The following is a 17,763-nucleotide window of genomic DNA, read 5'->3' on the forward strand; positions in this document are numbered from 1 at the left end:
GCTCTAGTCCCGTCTCCCCAGCCAGCCCCTGCGCCAGAAGAAGGCGAGCAGGAGCAGCGAGGTGATGGCCATGATCCCGAGGGCGTAGGGGTAGCCGTAGCGCCAGGAGAGCTCGGGCATGTTCCAGGGTGAGCTCTGGGCGTCGAAGTTCATGCCGTAGAGGCCGGCGATGAAGCCCAGGGGCATGAAGAGGGTGGCGATGATGGTGAGGACCTTCATCACCTCGTTCATCCGGTGATCGTTCGCCGAGAGGTAGATGTCCATCAGGCCGGCGCAGAGATCGCGGCTGGAGTCGACGGCGTCCAGCAGACGGGCGGCGTGGTCCTGGCAGTCCCGCAGGAAGACGCGGGTCGCCTCCTCGATCTCGACCTCCTCGGTCCGGGCGAGGAAGCCGAGGGCCTCGCGGGTGGGGTAGAGCTGGCGGCGCAGGGCGTGCAGGCCCTGCCGGTACTCGTGGAGCTCGGCGGCGGCCGTGGGCCCGGCCCCCGCGTGGATGCGGTCCTCGAGCCGCTCGAGCTTCTCGTCGAAGTCCTCGACCACCGGGAAGTAGCTGTCGATGATCGTGTCGAGGACGGCGTAGGCCAGGTAGTCGGCCCCCGCGTTGCGGATGCGCCCGCGGCCGTGGCGCAGGCGGGTGCGGACCGGATCGAAGCAGTCGCCGGGGCGCTCCTGCAGGGTGAGGACCCAGCCCTTGCCGAAGAAGAGGCTCACCTGCTCGAGCTGCACCGAGCCCTGGCCCACGGGCATCCGCACCACGGCGTAGATCTGATCGTCGTAGTCCTCGATCTTGGGCCGCTGGTGGACGTTCATCACGTCCTCCAGCGCCAGGGGGTGCAGGTCGAAGTGCTCCCCCAGGGCCCGGATGGTCTCGACGTGGTCCACCCCGTCGACGTCGACCCAGACCACCGGCGCGCTGCCCTGGAGGCCCTTCAGCTCGGCGACCGAGGTGAGCTCCTTCTCCTCGATCGTCTCGGGCCCGTAGGTGATCACCCGGATCGTCGGCCGCCGCGCCTCGGGGGTCTCGTTGAGGGTGCCCGGGGGGGCTCCCACCACCGCCTTGTGGTGGGTCAGCCGGCCGATCTGATCGACGATCTTCCTTCGTACGCGGTCCATGCGCGCCCCCCCCTTCAGGAGTCTCCTCTCCTCTACCTCCCCTCCCGGACGAAGGGGAGCCCCGCGCCGTCCGGGGCGCCGGCTCAGCGCTTGTCGGGGAGGTGGCCGCTGTGGCGGACGTCCCGCCCGAGGAGACAGAAGATGACCTCCTCGGCGAGGTTGGTGGCGTGGTCCCCCACCCGCTCGAGCCACTTGGCGATGGACTGGATGTGGATCCCCTCGTGCATCCAGTCGGGCCTGCTCCGCATGATGTCCAGGATGTCCTTGAAGACCTTCTCGTAGAGGTGGTCCACCTCGTCGTCCCGCCCGAGGACCGCCCGGGCCTTCTCCGGGTCCTTCTCGACGAAGGCGTCGATGGCGTCGTGGACCATCCCCCGGGCCAGCTCGGCCATCCGGGGGATGTCGATGTAGGGCTGGGGAGGCGGCGGCTTGCCCGCCAGGTCCTCGGCCCGCTCGGCGATGTTCACGGCCAGGTCACCGATCCGCTCCAGGTCGGTCACCATCTTCAGGGCCAGCGCCATGAAGCGCAGGTCCGAGGCCATCGGCTGCCAGCGGGCGAGGACGAGCAGGCAGAGCTCGTCGATCTCCATCTCCTGCCGGTTCACCGGGCCGTCGTCGCGGATGACCTTCCGGGCCTTGTCCGCGTCGCGCTCGACGAGCGCCTCGATGCTCTCGTCGATCATCGTCTCGACGCTGCCGGCCATCTTCAGGAGGGCCTCGCGCAGCTCGCCCAGCTTCGCCTCGTACTCTCGATCGGTGTGACTTCTCCCAGGCATGACGCGACCCTACCCGAACTTTCCGGTGATGTAGTCCTCGGTCCGGCCGTCCTCGGGAGAGGTGAAGAGGCGATCGGTCGCCCCCACCTCGATGAGGTCGCCGGTGAGGAAGAAGGCGGTCGTCCCCGAGATGCGCGCGGCCTGCTGCATGTTGTGGGTGACGATCACGATGGTGTAGCGCTCCTTGAGCGCGTGGATGAGGTCCTCGATCCGGGCGGTGGCCACGGGGTCGAGGGCCGAGCAGGGCTCGTCCATGAGCAGCACCTCGGGCTGGACGGCCAGGGAGCGCGCGATGCAGAGGCGCTGCTGCTGTCCGCCGGAGAGGCTCCCCCCGGGCGCGTCGAGGCGGTCCTTCACCTCGTCCCAGAGCGCCGCCTGCGCGAGGGCCTGCTCGGTGAGCTCCTCGGCCCGGCTCCGCTCGAGGCGCCCGGTCAGGGTCAGCCCGGAGAGGACGTTCTGCCGGATGCTCATGGTGGGGAAAGGGTTGGGCTTCTGGAAGACCATCCCCACCTTCCGGCGCAGGAGCACCGGATCGATCGCGGGATCGTAGACGTCCTCCCCCTCGAGGAGGACCTCCCCGGCCGAGGTGGCGCCGGGGACCAGCTCGTGCATCCGGTTCAGGCAGCGCACGAAGGTGGACTTGCCGCAGCCCGAGGGGCCGATGATGGCGGTGACGTGGCGCGGCTTCATCGCGAGGTCGATGCCATGGAGGACCTCGTTCTCGCCGAAGGCGGCCGTGAGGCCGCGCGTCTCCATCTTCGGGATCGGCGCGGGCGCGGGCGTCGTCTGGGCAGTTTCGGTCATGGCGTGCTTCAGGCGCGGCGGGAGTGCCGCTGGCGCAGGAGGATGGCGACGGTGTTCATCAGGAGCATCACCGTCAGGAGGACCAGGATCCCGGCGGCGGCGTTCTGCACGAAGGCCTCCTGGGGCCGGGAGACCCAGTTGAAGATCTGGATCGGCAGCGCGGTGAAGGGGGCGTCGATGCCGTCGGGGAGGAAGGTGACGTAGGTCAGGGCGCCGACCACCACGATGGGCGCGGTCTCGCCGATGGCGCGGGAGGTGGCGAGGATCGCGCCGGTGAGGATGCCGGGGAGGGCCGCCGGGAGCACCACCCTCCGCACCACCGACCAGCGGGTGGCCCCCAGGGCGTAGGCCGCCTCCCGGTAGCCCCGGGGGACGGTCCGCAGGGCCTCCCGGGTGGAGAGGATCACGATGGGCAGGACCAGCAGGGCGAGGGTCAGGGCGCCGGCGACGAGCGAGCGGCCCAGGCCCAGCGCCCGGACGAAGATGCCCAGGCCCAGGATGCCGTAGATCACCGAGGGCACCCCGGCGAGGTTGGCGATGTTGGTCTCGATCAGGCGCGAGAGCCTGCCGCGCTTCGCGTACTCCTCCAGCCAGACCGCGGCCCCGATGCCCGCCGGCAGGGCGACGGCGGCGGTCAGGAGGATCAGGTAGATCGAGCCGACCAGCCCCGGGAGGATGCCGGCCTTGTGGGCGTGCCGGGAGGGGTAGCTGCCGAGGAAGTCGAGGGAGAGGCGACCGAGGGCGTCGATGGCGACGTCGGCGACCAGCACCACCAGCAGCAAGAGGGGCAGCCCCACCGCCAACAGACACAGGGCCAAGAAGAGGCGCTCGGGCCAGGGGCTGCGGCTCCCCCGCTGTAGCTCCTGCAACGACATCGCCTAGAGGTCCCGAGCCTTCCGCGCGAAGCGCTGACCCACGAGGTTGAAGGCGAGGGTGAGCAGGAAGAGGCAGGTCGCGACCACGAAGAGGGTGCGGTACTCGAGGGTGCCGTTGGGCACGTCACCCAGGGAGACCTGCACGATGTAGGCGGTCATGGTCTCGACCGGGACCCGGGGGTCGATGGTCAACCGCGGCTGCTGGCCGGCGGCGATGGCGACGATCATCGTCTCGCCGATGGCCCGGGAGACCGCGAGGATCACCGAGGCGATCACCCCGGAGCGGGCGGCGGGCAGCACCACCCGGAAGATGGTCGAGAGCCGGCTGGCCCCCAGGCCCCAGGCGCCCTCCCGCAGGGTGGTCGGGACGGCGTGGAGGGCGTCCTCGGAGAGGGAGGAGATCATCGGGATGATCATGATCCCCATGACCAGGCCGGGGGAGAGGGCGTTGAAGCCCGAGAGCCCCGGCACGACCTTCTGGAGCAGGGGCGTCACCACCACCAGGGCGAAGTAGCCGTAGACGATGGTCGGGACCCCCGCGAGGACCTCGAGGGCCGGCTTGAGGATCGCCCGCGCCCAGGACGGCGCGAGCTCGGAGAGGTAGATCGCCGCGAGCAGGCCCAGGGGCAGGGCCACGCACATGGCGATGCCCGCGATGAGCACCGTGCCGCTGACCAGGGGCCAGATGCCGAAGTGCTTCTCGGCGAAGAGCGGGGTCCACTCGGTGTCGAGGAGGAGCTGGGCGACGGAAGCCTCCTCGAAGAAGGAGAGGGTCTCGCCGGCGAGGACCACCACGATGCCCAGGGTCGTCCCGATCGAGAGCAGGCCCGTCGCAAGCAGGGCGTGCTCGATGAGACGCTCCCGCAGGGGCGTCGCCCCTCCTCGCTGCCCGAGCGAAGAGGGGGCCCCACCTGCGGTGGTCGTCTGGGATGCGTGGTCCATTCGCCGCGAGAAAGAGGTGTCAGTCTTCGCTTCCGCCGAGGAGCGCCTCGACGCTCACGCCGACCCGGGATCCCCCCGACGCGCCGGAGAAGACGGAGCCCTCGGTGCGGGCCGCGAAGCGCTCGCGGGCGAGCTCGTAGGCCTTCTGGGGAAGCGGGATGTAGCCCACCTCCTTCGAGAGCGCGGCCCCCTCGGTGAGGTAGAAGGTGATGAGGTCGTGCACGGCCTTGCGCTCGGCGGACTTCTTGCTGACGTAGATGAAGATCGGGCGGGAGAGAGGCTGGTAGCTGCTGTTGGCCACGGTCTCGAGGGAGGGGGCGATGGCCTCGGCGCCCTCGTCGACCTTGATCGGGACCACCTTCAGCTTGGCCTTGTTCTCGGTGTAGTAGGCGAAGCCGAAGAAGCCCAGGGCCAGCTCGTCGGTGGAGACGCCCTGCACCAGGACGTTGTCGTCCTCCGAGGAGGTGAAGTCGCCGCGGCTGGAGTGCTCCTTACCGACGATGGCCTTGGTGAAGTAGTCGTAGGTGCCGGAGTCGACGCCGGGGCCGAAGAGGTGGAGCTCCTTCTCGGGCCAGCCCTCGCGGATCTGCGACCAGGTCTTCACCGCTCCTTGCGCCTCCGGCTCCCACATCTTCTTGAGCTCGGCGACGGTGAGGTGATCGACCCAGTCGTTCTTCGGGTTCACCACCACGGCGATGCCGTCGTAGGCGACGGGCAGCTCGATCACGCCGATGCCGTGCTCCTTGCACTTGGCTTCTTCACTCGACTTGATGGGCCGCGAGGCGTTGGAGATGTCGGTCTCGCCGGTGCAGAACTTCTTGAAGCCGCCGCCGGTGCCGGAGACGCCGATGGTGACCCGGGCGCTCTTGTTCGCGGCCTGGAACTCCTCGGCCACGGCCTCGGAGATGGGGTAGACGGTGCTGCTGCCGTCGATGGAGATGATGGCAGCCTCGTCGGTCTTGCTGTCGGTCTTGCTGTCCGAGGTGCCGGTAGTGTTGCCTTCGCTGGCCTCGCGCTGCTTGGAGCAGGCGGTGGTGCCGAGCGCGAGCACGGCCAGGGAGAGAGAGAGGAGGATGCTGTGCTTCTTCATGTTCGTTTCCTTCGGGTGTGTGCGCAGAATCAGAAGGAGAGCTGGAGCTGGGCCCGCACCAGGATGTCGGTGCTGCCGTCGCCGTGGAGGAGCGCACCACCGTCGAGCTGGTACTTCAGGCCGTGGCCCTTCGAGAAGTCGGTGAGGACGAGGAGGAGCTCCTGGTCGGCGTCGTCGGCCTCGGCGGGATCCACCAGGGCCCAGCGGGCGCCCAGGTAGTACTTGCCACCGATGGTGTAGCCGGCCTGGAGGCGGGCGCCGAGGGCCGCCGCGGCGAGATCACCGAAGGCGCTGCCGGTGGCGTCCTGGGCGAGGAAGAGCTCGCCGGTGCAGGAGAAGCCCTGGATCTTCAGGATGGCGTCGACGCTCTGGCGGTGGACGAAGTCCCCGTCGGCCGAGCCCACGTCGGAGGCCAGCGAGGCCGCGACGCCGAAGCGCAGGCCGCCGCCCTCGAGGTCGGCCTCGCTGTAGCCCTCGAGCTTGCCGTGGTTGTAGCCGGCCCGCAGGACCAGGGTGGGCTGGAAGAGGGAGGGCACGTTCGAGAACTTGCCGCTGGTGACGCTGCCCTCGCCGGTGGCCGGATCCACCTCGACGTCTCCCGTGAACCTCGCCTTGTCGCCGGTGCCGTTGAAGACCCCGGCCGCCCACTCGAAGGTCGGCGACTTGCTGAAGTCGTTGTGGAGCATCAGGCCGATGTCCCGGCCGGCGCCGAAGGCCTTGTCGGTGATCGCCCGGTCGACGAAGGCCAGCTTGCCGGAGGAGGTGAGCTGCTGCCGGGAGAAGGGCTTCTTGTACTGACCGACGGCGACCTTCAGGCTCTTGCTGGCCTTGAAATCGACGAGGGCGTCCTTCAGCGCGGCGCCGCCCTTGCCGAAGTCGAGCTGCAGCTTGGTGGAGACCTTGCCGGCCCAGTGCTTGCCCTTGAGGGTGACGCGGGCGCGGGGGATGGAGAAGGCGGCCTCGGGGTCCGCGTCCTCGACGATCTCGGTGGCGAAGCGAGCCTGGATCCGGCCCTGGAGGGTCAGCTGCTGGCTCCCGTCGGCGCTACGGATGAAGAAGCCCTTGTCGTAGCCCGAGGTCGGGTGGGCGGCGGGCTCGGCGGCCTCCTCCTCGGCCCGGAGGGCGGTGGGGAAGAGGGCCAGGAGGGAGGCGATGCACAGAGCGTGGAGGGTCAGGCGCGTCATGGTTCGGATTCCTCTCGGAGGTGTTCGGGGCGCACTCTGCTCCCCGCGTGTGACAGCCAGGTGACATCTTCGGCGGTAGGGGGGATCAGGCCAGGGGCAGCCAGAGCCAGAAGACCGAGCCCCGGGGCGCGTTGGGGCGCACCCCCACCGATCCGTCCATCGCCTCGCACAGATTCCGGACGATGGAGAGGCCCAGGCCCGTTCCTCCGGCGGCCCGGGAGCGGCCGGGATCGACGCGGTAGAAGCGCTCGAAGATCCGGTCGTGGTGGCGAGGCTCGATCCCCGGGCCGTCATCGACGATCCGCAGCTCGAGGCCTCCGTCCACGGCGCTGGCCTCCACCCGCACCCGGCCACCCTTCGCGCCGTAGCGGAGGGCGTTCTCCACCAGGTTGTGGAGGATCTGCTGGAGCGCCAGCCGGTCCGCGAGCACGACCGCGGCCTCGTCGATGGCCAGCTCGATCGTGACCCCCTGCCCCTGCGCCTCGTCGGCGAGGGCCCCGATCACCTCCCGGGCGACCTCCGCCGGGGCCACCGCCTCCCGGCGCAGCTCCCGCTGGCCGCTCTCGACCTCCGAGAGGTCGAGGAGGTCGGCCAGCAGGCTCTCGAGCCGGTGAGCGTTGCGCTCGATGGCCTCGAGGAAGCCCCGGCGGGCCCCGGCCTCCTCGAGGGCGCCGCCGAGGAGGGTCTCGGCGTTCATCTTCACCGCGGCGACCGGCGTGCGCAGCTCGTGGGAGACGTTGGCGACGAAGTCCCGGCGCACCCGCTCCAGGCGGCGCAGCTCACCGACGTCCCGGAGGGTGAGCAGGCTGCCTCCCTCATCGAGGCGTCGGCAGTCGATCAGCATCGTCGGCCGCAGCCCCCGCGCGGGCAGCTCCAGCTGACCCTCGCCGGCCTCCACCAGCGTCGCCAGCTCTGGGGCCCGGATCACCTCCACCAGCCGACGGCCCACGAGCGTCCCCAGGCCCAGCATCAGCTCGGCGGCGCGGTTGGCGATGACGATCGCCTGGCCCCGATCGAGGAAGACCACCCCGTCCCGCAGGCCGTCGATGGTGCGCCGGAGCAGCGCCGCCTGGGCTCCGTGGCGCTCGCGGGCGGCCTCCACCTCCCGGCTCAGCCGGTCGATCGCCCCGAAGAGGGTCGCGGTGGCCTCGTCGGTGCGCCCGGCGCCGGCGAGCTGGGTCGGTCCCCCCTCGAGGGCGGCCCGGATCCGCTCGGAGACGCCCTCGACCGAGCGGCCGAGGCGGCGCTGCGCGAGGAGGGTGGTCGCGGCGGCGAGCAGCGGCGCGCCGATCACCGCCAGGATCGCGCCGATCATCAGGGCGCGGGTGTCCGGCTGGAAGGGGTCACCCGCGGCCGCGGCCACGAGGAAGCCGGCCAGCGCGAGGAAGGCGGCGAAGAGCAGCAGGACCCGCCAGAAGAAGCCGCGGATCACCTCGCCGCTCCCTCGTCGGCGGGGGGTGACTCCAGGAAGCGGTAGCCCAGCCCCCGCACCGTCTCGATGTAGGCGCCCGCCACCCCGAGCTTCTGGCGCAGGCGCTTCACGTGGGTGTCGACGGTCCGGGTGACCATCTCCTCGGAGGCGTCCCAGACCTCGGTGAGCAGCTGCCCCCGGCTCTGCACCCTCCCCCGGCGCTCGAAGAGGGTCGAGAGGAGCTTCAGCTCCAGCGCCGTCAGCGAGAGGGGCTCTCCCTCGACCCTCACCGCTGCGCCCGCGAGATCGAGCTCGAGGACCCCGAAGCGCCGAGGACCCTCCTCCTTCGCGGGCCGCCGGCGCAGCAGGGCCTGGAGCCTCAGGATCAGCTCGCGGGTGGAGAAGGGCTTCACCACGTAGTCGTCGGCGCCGAGCTCGAAGCCCCGCACCCGATCGGCCTCGGCGCCCCGGGCCGTGAGCATGATGACGGGCAGATCGGCCAGGCGCTCGTCGGCCCTCACCCGCTTGCAGAGCTCGGTCCCGGGCAGGTCGGGGAGCATCAGATCGAGGAGGAGGAGGTCGGGCCGGGGCTCGGCCGCCAGGCGCTCCAGCGCTCCGGCCCCGGTCATCGCGCTCTCGACGACGAAGCCCGCGCGCGAGAGGTCGTAGACCAGGGGACCGAGGAGGTCCTCCTCGTCCTCCACGATGAGGATGGTCGAGGCCACGGGCGCAATCTAGCCGACGTCTCGGAGATCGCCACCCTCGCCGACTTTCCTCGGACGCCGCCCTCGGCCGATGATGCGGCGCATGGGCGTGGACTTCTCGCACTGGCGATCGATCCTGGAGGAGGTCTACGGTGGCGGCCGGCGCTGGCTGCTGGCCGGGGACGTGCTGGCGCCCCTGACCGGGCTCGCGGCCACCCTGGGCGAGCTCGGCGCCGGGGAGTGCTTCCGCCTCGCCTCCTCCCGGGGCACCGGCCCCCTGCCCGAGGGGCAGGATCACCTGGCCCTCGACCTCGGCGTGAACCACCGGGCGGGGCAGAGCCTGATGGACGCGATCCGCGCCGGGCAGCGGGCCCTCCTCGAGCTGCCGCTCGAGGCCCTCGAGCGGATCGAGGCCTTCGACTCCGCGCGCGAGGCCCGGGTGATCGGCACGATCTTCGACGACGGGAACCCGGTGGCCGGCCGGGAGAAGTTCGGGCGGCGGCGGCCGGAGTGGATCGCCCTGGAGGACAAGACCGTGCTCGCCCCCCTGTGGGCGGCGGCCGGGGTCGAGGCGGCGCCCGAGCGGATCGTCCCGGGCGACGCCGGGAGCTTGCTTCGCGCCCACGCCGAGCTCGACGCGCTGGTCGGGGAGGGCCTCGGGACGGTCTGGGCCGGGGACAACACGGAGGGGTGGCACGGCGGCGCCGAGGCCACCTTCTGGGTGCCCGACGACGAGGCGGCGCGAGAGACGAGCGCTCGAATCGCCGGCCGCTTCGAGAAGGTGCGGATCATGCCCTTCCTCGACGGCATCCCCTGCAGCATCCACGGGGTGGTCTTCCCCGATCACGTCGTCGCCCTGCGCCCCTGCGAGATGATCGTCCTGCGGCGGCCCGACCACAGCGGCCTCGTCTACGCCCGCGCGGCGACCTTCTGGGACCCGCCGGCCGCCGACCGGGAGGTGATGCGCCGGGCGGCGAAGCGGGTGGGCGCGCACCTGCGCGAGTCGGTGGGCTTCCGGGGCGCCTTCACCATCGACGGGGTGATGAGCGCCGGGGGCTTCCGGCCCACCGAGCTCAACCCCCGCTTCGGCGCCGCCCTCGGGGTGATGAGCCGGGGGGTGGACCTCCCGCTGATGCTCACCTTCCTGGCGGTGGTCGAGGGAGTCGAGGCGGACTGGCGGCCCGAAGCGCTGGAGGAGGCCCTGCTCACCGCCGCCGACGAGAGCCGCAGCGGCGCGGGTGGGGGCTTCCCGCAGATCACCGTGAGCGAGACCCGCGAGGCGCTGCTGCGCTTCGAGGAGGTCGACGGGGCGCTGCGCGCCGAGCTGCTCGACAAGCCGGCCGAGGGCGCGGCGGAGCCCGAGGGCGTGGACGCCGACGTCCTCCTGGGCCCCGGGCCCGGCGGGGGCTACCTCAACATCGCCCTGCGCCCCGGGCGCACGCCGGTGGGGCCGAGCGCGGCGCCCCGGATCGCCGCCGGCATGGCCTGCGTGGACCGGGCCTGGTCCCTGGGGATGGGCCCCGCCGAGGCGGCGCCGGAGCACCGGCCGGGGACGCCGGGGCGATGAGGCTCTCGGTCGACGAGGTGCTCGAGCGCAGCCAGTGGGACTTCTTCTGGGTGCCCGACGACGTCAGCGTCGTCGACCGCCCCGAGCTCCTCTACGTGAGCTGCCGCCGGGACGTCGCCCACCTCAACGCCGTCACCCGCTGGCGGGCCGAGCCCTCGCGCTACGACGCGCTCCTCGCCGAGGTCCTCGCCGCGCACGAGGACGTCGAGAGCCGCTTCATGATGGTGCCCCACATCGAGCGGCCGGAGCTCGTGGACGCCCTCCTCGAGCACGGCTACGGGGTGGGCGACGCCCACGACGCCATGGCCATCGAGGTCGACCGCTACACGCCCCGCCCCGCCGGGGAGATCGTGACCCGGCGGGTGGAGACCCTCGAGCAGCTCGACGACGCCCTCCGGGTCACCGCGGTGGCCTTCGGCAAGGGGATCGGGATCCCCCCCGCCCAGCGGGCCGAGGCCCTGGCCGACTGCAGCGGCCCGGGGAAGCGGGTCTTCCGCGTGGTCGCCTACGACGCGAGGAGCGGCGAGCCCCTCTGCGCGGCGGGCTTCACCGAGTTCCCCGAGCTCTCCTTCGGCCTCTTCTGGGGGGGCGGGACGATCCCCTCGGGGAGGGGGAGGGGAGCCTACTCGGCCGTGGTGGCGGCGCGGGTGGAGGAGGCGGCGCGGAGGGGTCTGAAGCGAGTCGGGCTCTATGCGCGATTGAACACCTCGGCGCCGATCTGCGAGCGGCAGGGGTTCGAGAGGCATGGGCGGATGGTGTTCTGGTCGCGGATGCCCTGATGAAGGTTCGGGGTCGACGGGAAAGACCGGGTACGTGTACGTGTACGTGTACGTGCACGCTTACGGAGGAATGACATGAGGGGATGCAATCAGGCCGCCCTGTTGGCGTTCGGAGCAATGCTTCTCTTGGGCGCCGGGCCGGGCAGCTGCGCCAACGAGCCCACCGAGACCCGCTCGGTCTTCGAGGCGCCGCCCGAGGGCGAGGCGAAGCCCGAGCCCGCGACCGAGGTGGAGGCGGGCCCGACCGGGACGGTTCGCTCCGAGCCCGCCGCCCCCCTCGCCGGCCAGCCCCTGAAGATCATCGGCGGCCCGATCAGCTTCACCAACGGCTGCCAGGGCGTCGCCTCGGTGAAGGTCGAGGTCGACGAGGCGAAGGGGGAGATCGCGATCTTCTGGCTGCCGAAGTCGGTCGAGCCCGACGCCATCTGCTCGATGGCGATGCACGACGATCCCGTGGTGGCCTCGCTCGAGGGCCTCTCCGCCGGCGAGTACTCGGTGAAGTTCCACCCGCGCGGAGGTGAGGGCCGGGTGGTGGTCGCCCTCCCCGAGCGCGAGGCGCCGGAGGCCGGCGCGGAGTAGTCATGCACCCCGAGACCACCCTCCTCGCCCTCTTCGCCATCGCCGCGGCGGTGGCCATCCTCTCCCACCGCCTGCGGGTGCCCTACACCATCGCCCTGGTGGTCGCGGGCCTCGCGCTCGGCTTCTTCGAGGTGCTGGAGGCGCCGCACCTCACCAAGGAGCTGCTCTTCCTGATCGTCCTGCCGGGCCTGCTCTTCGAGGCGGCCTTCCACATGTCCTTCAAGGAGTTCTGGAAGGCGAAGGTCTCGATCTTCTCCCTGGCGGTGCCCGGCCTGATGGCGGCCATCGGCCTGACCGGCCTGCTGGTCTTCGTCGCGGTGGACGGCCTTGGCCTGGGCGAGGTGACCCTGCTGGAGGCGATGGTCTTCGGCACCCTCATCGGGGCGACCGACCCGATCAGCGTCCTGGCGATCTTCAAGGCCCTGGGGGTCGACCGACGCCTCTACACCCTGGTCGAGGGTGAGAGCCTCTTCAACGACGGCACCGCCGTGGTGATCTTCACGATCCTCCTGGGGGTGGTCCTCGGCGGTGAGGCCAGCCTGGGCAGCGCCACCTTCGAGTTCGTGAAGGTGGTCGGCATGGCCCTGCTCATCGGCGGCGCGATGGGCTGGCTGGGCTCGATGCTCACCAAGACCCTCGAGGAGCCGGTCATCGAGATCACGCTGACGGCCCTCGTGGCCTACGGCTCCTTCATCATCGCCGAGCACTTCCACTTCTCGGGCGTCATCGCCTGCGTGGTCGCCGGCATGATCTCCGGCTCCTGGGGCGCCCGGATCGGCATGAGCGCCTCGACGCGCCTGGCGGTGGTCTCCTTCTGGGACTACGCCGCCTTCGTCCTCAACTCGCTGGTCTTCCTGCTGGTGGGCTTCGAGGTGAAGATCGGCAGCCTGGTCTCCCACGCCGGGGCCATCGTCCTGGCCTGGCTGGCGGTGCTCCTCTCCCGGGCGATCGTGGTCTTCGGCAAGGGGCTGATCCTGCGCGCCATGAAGAAGGAGGCGCCGCCCTGGAGCTGGTCGGTGGTGCTGACCTGGGGCGGCCTGCGCGGCGGCCTCTCGATGGTGCTGGCCCTCGCCCTGCCCCGGGAGTTCGAGCACCGGGAGCTGATCCTCCACCTCACCTTCGGGGTCGTGCTGATCTCCCTCCTCCTGCAGGGCCTGACCATGAAGCCCCTGCTCTCCCTCCTCGGCCTCTCGGGCAAGGAGGACGACCGCCAGGACTACGAGGAGCGCACGGCCCGCCTCAAGGCGGCGCGCGCCGCCCTGCGCGAGCTCGAGGCCCTGAGGGCCGAGCACACCATCCCCTCGGTGATCCACGACCAGCTCCACGGCGAGCTCGAGCAGGAGCTCGCGGAGCTGCAGAAGGCCATCGACGACCTCACCGAGAAGCGGGTCGACATCCTCGACGCCGAGGTGCTGGCCCTGCGGCGGCACCTCCTGCAGGTGCGCAAGGAGGCCGTCCACGAGACCCACCGCCAGGGCACCATCGGCGAGCCGGTGATGCTGGCGCTGCAGCACGAGATCGACGACCGGCTCCTCGACCTCGCGGCGGCAGAGCACGAGGGCGGCGAACACTAGCCGCTACAAACAGGACCCCTCGTTGGCCGCCTTGATCGGGCGGCTCAAGCCCGTGACGGTCACGGTGGTGCCGCCGCCGCTGACCGTGACGTCGGCCGCCTCCCAGAGGTCGTCGCAGGCGAGGCTCTGGAAGGCCTCGAAGACCATCACCCCGTCGACGTAGATCCGGACGCGGGCGGTGGTCGCGCCGACGCTGCCCGAGCGGTAGTAGTGCACCCCCACCCGGAAGTCGCCGGCCCCGTCCCAGAGCACGTCGTGGTTGATGTTCTCGGGGCCGAAGCCGTTGGTGTCGTCCACGTCGAGGAGGGGATCGTTGGTGCAGTCGCCGTCGGGCACGCCCTGACCCCCCAGCCCCCAGTCGGGGTTCTTCTCGCTGTAGTGGCAGTCGCTGCCCTCGTCCCAGCCGCAGGCCGCCCCGGTGTAGCTGCTGTCGAAGAAGGTGCCGCCGGGGGCCCGGTAGTGCAGGTCGACGTCGGTGGTGTCGGTGTCCCAGGTCAGCTCGATGAAGAGGCGGACCAGGGGCGTGATGACGATGTCGACGCAGTCGGTGTCGCTGCAGCCCTCGGGGTCGGTGACCGTGAGGCAGGCGGTGAAGGTGTCGCCCACGTCGCCGAGGAAGGTGGGGTCCGGCGCGGTGGGATCGCTCAGGGTGGCGCTGCTCCCGCTGGGGGTGGTCAGGGTCCAGCTGTAGGTGAGGGCCTGGCCCCCGGGGTCGCTCGAGGCGCTGCCGTCGAGCTGGATCACGGTGTTGGGGACGTGGCTCTGATCGGGGCCCGCGGCGGCCACCGGCGCCCCGGCCGCGCCGCAGCCCTGGCAGGTGCCGTTGTCCACCGCCACGCAGGAGGTGAGCGCCTCGTCGCAGACGCCGTCGTAGCAGGCGTCCCCGCCGGTGACCCCCGAGCAGTCCCGGGCGACGCCGCCGCAGCTCCCGCCCGAACAGGTGTCGGCGGCGCTGCAGTAGAGGCCGTCGTCGCAGAGGGTGCCGTCGGGCTCCTGGCCGAGCGCGCAGGCGTCGCCCGCCTCGTCGCAGGTGCTGGCGTTGCAGGCGTCACCCAGCCCCGAGCAGTCCCGGGCCGCGCCGCCGGTGCAGCTGCCCCGATCGCAGGCCTCGCCCACGGTGCAGTAGAGCCCGTCGTCGCAGAAGGTGCCGTTGGCGAGCTCCTGCCCCTCGCAGCGGTTGCGGTTCTCCCGGCAGAACCCGACCCGGCAGGCGCCATCGAGGGCCGAGCAGTCCCGGGCCGCGCCGCCACAGGCGCCGGCGGTGCAGGCATCCCCCACCGTGCAGTAGAGCCCGTCGTCGCAGGCGGTGCCGTCGCTCAGGGCGCTGGCCTCGCAGGCCTGGCTCCCCTCGCTGCAGACCCCGGCGTTGCAGGCGTCCGAGAGCCCCGAGCAGTCCCGGGCCGCGCCGCCGCAGGCGCCGGCGCTGCAGCTGTCGCCCACGGTGCAGTAGAGGCCGTCGTCGCAGGCGGTGCCGTCGGTCAGGGGCTGGGCCACGCAGAGCCCGGAGACCTCGTCGCAGCTGCCCTCGAGGCAGAGCCCGTCGAGGCCGGAGCAGTCCCGGGCCGCGCCGCCGCAGACCCCCGCCGCGCAGCTGTCGCCCACGGTGCAGTAGCGTCCGTCGTCACAGGCCGTGCCGTCGGCGCGGGCGCTGCGGGCGCAGGCGCCGGCCGCCTCGTCGCAGAGGCCGAGGTTGCAGGCGTCGTCGAGGCCGCCGCAGTCGCGCGCCTGGCCCCCCTGGCAGGCGCCGGCCTGGCAGCTGTCGCTCACCGTGCAGTAGAGCCCGTCGTCGCAGGCGCTGCCGTCGGCAACCGGATCGGCCACGCAGCTGCCCGCCGCCTCGTCGCAGACCCCCGCGTTGCAGGCGTCGGTCAGGGCCGAGCAGTCGCGGGCCGCGCCCGGCTGGCAGCTCCCGGACTGACAGGCGTCGCCGGTCGTGCAGAAGAGGCCGTCCTGGCAGGGGGTCCCGTCGGCGACCGGCGCCGCGCTGCAGGCCCCGCCGGCCTCGTCGCAGACGCCCACGTTGCAGGCGTCTTCCTGGCCCGCGCAGTCCCGCGCCCCGCCGCCCTGGCAGCTGCCGCCCTGGCAGCTGTCGCTCACCGTGCAGAAGAGGCCGTCGTCGCAGCCGGTGCCGTCCGCCACCGGAGCGGGCACGCAGCTCCCGGCGGCCTCGTCGCAGGCGCCCTCGTTGCAGGCGTCGTCGAGGCCGCTGCAGTCCCGGCCGCCGCCCCCCTGGCAGCTCCCCGCCTGGCAGCTGTCGCCGACCGTGCAGTAGAGCCCGTCCTCACAGAGGGTGCCGTCGGTGACCGGCGTCCCGGTGCAGGCGCGGGAGGCCTCGTCGCAGGTGCCGGTGCGGCAGGAGCCGCCCGCCGCGCTGCAGTCCCGGCCGCCGCCCCCCTGGCAGCTCCCCGCCTGGCAGCGCTCGCCCACGGTGCAGTAGAGCCCGTCCTCGCAGGGGGTGTCGTCGGGCCGGGGGGTGGCGACGCAGGCGCCGGCGCCGCCGTTCGCCGCCGGATCGCAGACCCCGAGGTTGCAGGCGTCGCCCGCGCCGCTGCAGTCGCGGGAGGGCCCCCCGGTGCAGACGCCGGCCTGGCAGCGGTCGGCGGTGGTGCAGAAGGCGCCGTCGTCGCAGGCGGTGCCGTTGGCCAGCGGCCGCGGCTCGCAGGCGCCGCTCGTCGGGTTGCAGACCCCGCTGTTGCAGGCGTCGGCCGCCCCGCTGCAGTCCTTCGGGCCGCCGCTCCCGCAGACCCCGGCCGCACAGGTGGTCGCCACCGTGCAGGGATCGCCGTCGTCGCAGGTGAGCCCCTCGAGGATCGGCACCGCAACGCAGGCGCCGGTGGCCGCGTCGCACTGACCCACCGTGCAGGGGCCGTCGAGGGCCGAGCAGTCCGGGGCGTCCCCGGGCTGGCAGGCGCCGGCCTGGCAGACATCGCCCGCGGTGCAGGCCTGGCCGTCGCTGCAGGGGGTGTCGTCGGCGAGGGGCAGGGCGACGCAGGCGTCGGCCGCGGCGTCGCAGACGCCGAGGTTGCAGCCGTTGCCGAGGGCCGAGCAGTCGGGGCTGCCCGCGCCGAGGCAGGCGCCGGCCTGGCAGAGATCCACCGCCGTGCAGAAGACCCCGTCGTCGCAGGGCGTGCCGTCGGTGCGGGGCCGCGGCTCGCAGGCGCCGCTCGCCGGGTTGCAGACCCCGCGGTTGCAGGCGTCCGCGGCGCCGGAGCAGTCCACCGGGCTGCCCCCGCCGCAGACCCCGGCGCTGCAGGTGGTCGTGAGGGTGCAGGCGTTGCCGTCGTCGCAGGCCGTGCCGTCGGCGAGGGCCTGCGCCCGGCACTGCCCGGTGGCCCCCTCGCAGACCCCCACGGTGCAGGGGCCGTCGAGGGAGGCGCAGTCGACGGGGGTGCCCGCCACGCAGGCGCCCGCCTGGCAGAGCTCGGTGCCGTTGCAGCGATCGGCGTCCTCGCACTGGGGCGAGGTCTCCTCGTCGGTGTCACCGTCGCAGTCGTCGTCGATCCCGTTGCAGCTCTCGATGGCGGCGGGGTTCACCTCCGGCGCCTGATCGTCGCAGTCCCCGGCGCAGCTGCGGTGGCCGTCGCCGTCGGCGTCGAAGCCCTCGTCGGTCGCGCCGTCGCAGTCGTCGTCGAGCGCGTTGCAGACCTCGGTCTGCGGGCCCACGTCGCCCACGCACTTGCCGCTCCACTGTCCCTGATCGCAGACCTCGCTGCCGAGGCGGCAGAGGCCGACCTTCGAGGAGCCGCAGGTGCGCAGGGCCCCGTCGAGGCAGACCGCGCCCTCGCGGTCCGGGGGCGGCAGGGCGTCGGCGATCACCACGCACTCGCCGCTGCCGGGGGCGCAGCGCTCGTCGTCGGCGCAGTCGGTGTCGGCGACGCAGCCGGTGGGCACGCCGCCGTCGGGCGGGCGGTAGGCCTCGCAGATCCCCGTGGCGCAGACCTGGCCGAAGGGGCAGTCGCCGTCGGCCACGCAGGCGATGGGGCCGGCGTCACCCGCGTCGGCGCCCGCGTCCAGCCCACCCCCGCCGTCGACCACGGCGGAGGGAGGGTTGCAGCTGCACCCACCGAGGGTGAGCGCCGCGGTGAGCACGGCGACGGCGATGACGACGAACGGACTGGAGTTGCGACCCGACAACGTTCCCCCGAGAAGGCTCCCCACCCGGGAGGAGCCCGGGCTCGGAAGGCGCGCATTCTAGAGGTCGCGGTGCACCTGTCCAGGGGCCGCGATCGAGAGATCGATTGACGTCTGAGTTCTGGACGGTAGACTCCGCCCTTCTTTCGGCGGGGTCCGCGCTCCCGAACGGGGTGCGTGGTCGTTCAGACGCCGAGCAGACCGGGGAGCGCTGGCTTGATGCGGAGGTTCGGG

At 72.3% G+C, this 17,763-nt stretch carries 14 protein-coding genes; 4 read left to right on the plus strand and 10 right to left on the minus strand.

Annotation, left to right across the window (positions count from 1 at the left end; genetic code table 11):
- Window positions 1-3 precede the first annotated feature (3 nt).
- The 9 genes from corA to P1V51_05350 form a co-directional block, all read right to left on the minus strand.
- A complete protein-coding gene (gene corA, locus P1V51_05310; protein ID MDF1562440.1) occupies window positions 4-1,113 on the minus strand; it encodes a magnesium/cobalt transporter CorA in 1,110 nt (369 codons plus the stop codon).
- Window positions 1,114-1,196: 83 nt separating this feature from the next.
- Window positions 1,197-1,889, minus strand: coding sequence for a phosphate signaling complex protein PhoU (phoU, locus tag P1V51_05315; protein ID MDF1562441.1), 693 nt, complete (start codon window positions 1,887-1,889; stop codon window positions 1,197-1,199).
- A gap of 9 nt (window positions 1,890-1,898) precedes the next feature.
- The gene (gene pstB, locus P1V51_05320) at window positions 1,899-2,693 is read right to left on the minus strand and encodes a phosphate ABC transporter ATP-binding protein PstB (protein ID MDF1562442.1); all 795 of its coding nucleotides are present in this window, start codon (window positions 2,691-2,693) and stop codon (window positions 1,899-1,901) included.
- A gap of 8 nt (window positions 2,694-2,701) precedes the next feature.
- Window positions 2,702-3,568 (minus strand): phosphate ABC transporter permease PstA, encoded by an 867-nt coding sequence (pstA, locus tag P1V51_05325; GenBank protein MDF1562443.1) that lies wholly within the window; start codon window positions 3,566-3,568, stop codon window positions 2,702-2,704.
- Between the two features lie 3 nt (window positions 3,569-3,571).
- A complete protein-coding gene (gene pstC, locus P1V51_05330; protein MDF1562444.1) occupies window positions 3,572-4,510 on the minus strand; it encodes a phosphate ABC transporter permease subunit PstC in 939 nt (312 codons plus the stop codon).
- A gap of 19 nt (window positions 4,511-4,529) precedes the next feature.
- Window positions 4,530-5,600 carry a PstS family phosphate ABC transporter substrate-binding protein gene (locus P1V51_05335; GenBank protein MDF1562445.1) on the minus strand — a complete coding sequence of 357 codons (1,071 nt, stop codon included), beginning with the start codon at window positions 5,598-5,600 and terminating at the stop codon, window positions 4,530-4,532.
- A gap of 29 nt (window positions 5,601-5,629) precedes the next feature.
- Window positions 5,630-6,784 carry a porin gene (locus P1V51_05340; protein MDF1562446.1) on the minus strand — a complete coding sequence of 385 codons (1,155 nt, stop codon included), beginning with the start codon at window positions 6,782-6,784 and terminating at the stop codon, window positions 5,630-5,632.
- Between the two features lie 85 nt (window positions 6,785-6,869).
- A complete protein-coding gene (locus P1V51_05345; protein MDF1562447.1) occupies window positions 6,870-8,216 on the minus strand; it encodes an ATP-binding protein in 1,347 nt (448 codons plus the stop codon).
- A complete protein-coding gene (locus P1V51_05350) occupies window positions 8,213-8,920 on the minus strand; it encodes a response regulator transcription factor (protein ID MDF1562448.1) in 708 nt (235 codons plus the stop codon). Before P1V51_05350 ends, P1V51_05345 begins: the two co-directional genes overlap by 4 nt.
- A gap of 82 nt (window positions 8,921-9,002) precedes the next feature.
- On the opposite strand from P1V51_05350, the gene P1V51_05355 reads away from it, so the two are divergent.
- The 4 genes from P1V51_05355 (at window position 9,003) to P1V51_05370 (ending at window position 13,398) form a co-directional block, all read left to right on the plus strand.
- Window positions 9,003-10,466, plus strand: coding sequence for a hypothetical protein (locus P1V51_05355; GenBank protein ID MDF1562449.1), 1,464 nt, complete (start codon window positions 9,003-9,005; stop codon window positions 10,464-10,466).
- Window positions 10,463-11,245 (plus strand): hypothetical protein, encoded by a 783-nt coding sequence (locus tag P1V51_05360; GenBank protein MDF1562450.1) that lies wholly within the window; start codon window positions 10,463-10,465, stop codon window positions 11,243-11,245. Before P1V51_05355 ends, P1V51_05360 begins: the two co-directional genes overlap by 4 nt.
- A gap of 117 nt (window positions 11,246-11,362) precedes the next feature.
- Entirely contained in the window at window positions 11,363-11,824 is a 462-nt protein-coding gene (locus tag P1V51_05365; protein MDF1562451.1) for a hypothetical protein, read from the plus strand.
- Window positions 11,825-11,826: 2 nt separating this feature from the next.
- On the plus strand, window positions 11,827-13,398 hold the full coding sequence (locus tag P1V51_05370) for a Na+/H+ antiporter (GenBank protein MDF1562452.1): 1,572 nt from the start codon (window positions 11,827-11,829) through the stop codon (window positions 13,396-13,398).
- Between the two features lie 3 nt (window positions 13,399-13,401).
- Here the strand turns inward: P1V51_05370 and P1V51_05375 are convergent, their stop codons facing one another.
- Window positions 13,402-17,532, minus strand: a complete 4,131-nt coding sequence (locus P1V51_05375) for a MopE-related protein (protein MDF1562453.1) — start codon at window positions 17,530-17,532, stop codon at window positions 13,402-13,404.
- Window positions 17,533-17,763 lie beyond the last annotated feature (231 nt).

It is taken from the genome of Deltaproteobacteria bacterium, assembly GCA_029210625.1.
In the GTDB taxonomy this organism is placed as follows: Bacteria; Myxococcota; Myxococcia; order SLRQ01; family SLRQ01; genus JARGFU01.

Excerpts from the sequence above, each read along its gene's own strand:
- corA (MDF1562440.1), bottom strand. The coding sequence starts at position 1,113 with ATGGACCGCGTACGAAGGAAGATCGTCGATCAGATCGGCCGGCTGACC.
- phoU (MDF1562441.1), bottom strand. The coding sequence starts at position 1,889 with ATGCCTGGGAGAAGTCACACCGATCGAGAGTACGAGGCGAAGCTGGGC.
- pstB (MDF1562442.1), bottom strand. The coding sequence starts at position 2,693 with ATGACCGAAACTGCCCAGACGACGCCCGCGCCCGCGCCGATCCCGAAG.
- pstA (MDF1562443.1), bottom strand. The coding sequence starts at position 3,568 with ATGTCGTTGCAGGAGCTACAGCGGGGGAGCCGCAGCCCCTGGCCCGAG.
- pstC (MDF1562444.1), bottom strand. The coding sequence starts at position 4,510 with ATGGACCACGCATCCCAGACGACCACCGCAGGTGGGGCCCCCTCTTCG.
- P1V51_05335 (MDF1562445.1), bottom strand. The coding sequence starts at position 5,600 with ATGAAGAAGCACAGCATCCTCCTCTCTCTCTCCCTGGCCGTGCTCGCG.
- P1V51_05340 (MDF1562446.1), bottom strand. The coding sequence starts at position 6,784 with ATGACGCGCCTGACCCTCCACGCTCTGTGCATCGCCTCCCTCCTGGCC.
- P1V51_05355 (MDF1562449.1), top strand. The coding sequence starts at position 9,003 with ATGGGCGTGGACTTCTCGCACTGGCGATCGATCCTGGAGGAGGTCTAC.
- P1V51_05360 (MDF1562450.1), top strand. The coding sequence starts at position 10,463 with ATGAGGCTCTCGGTCGACGAGGTGCTCGAGCGCAGCCAGTGGGACTTC.
- P1V51_05365 (MDF1562451.1), top strand. The coding sequence starts at position 11,363 with ATGCTTCTCTTGGGCGCCGGGCCGGGCAGCTGCGCCAACGAGCCCACC.
- P1V51_05370 (MDF1562452.1), top strand. The coding sequence starts at position 11,827 with ATGCACCCCGAGACCACCCTCCTCGCCCTCTTCGCCATCGCCGCGGCG.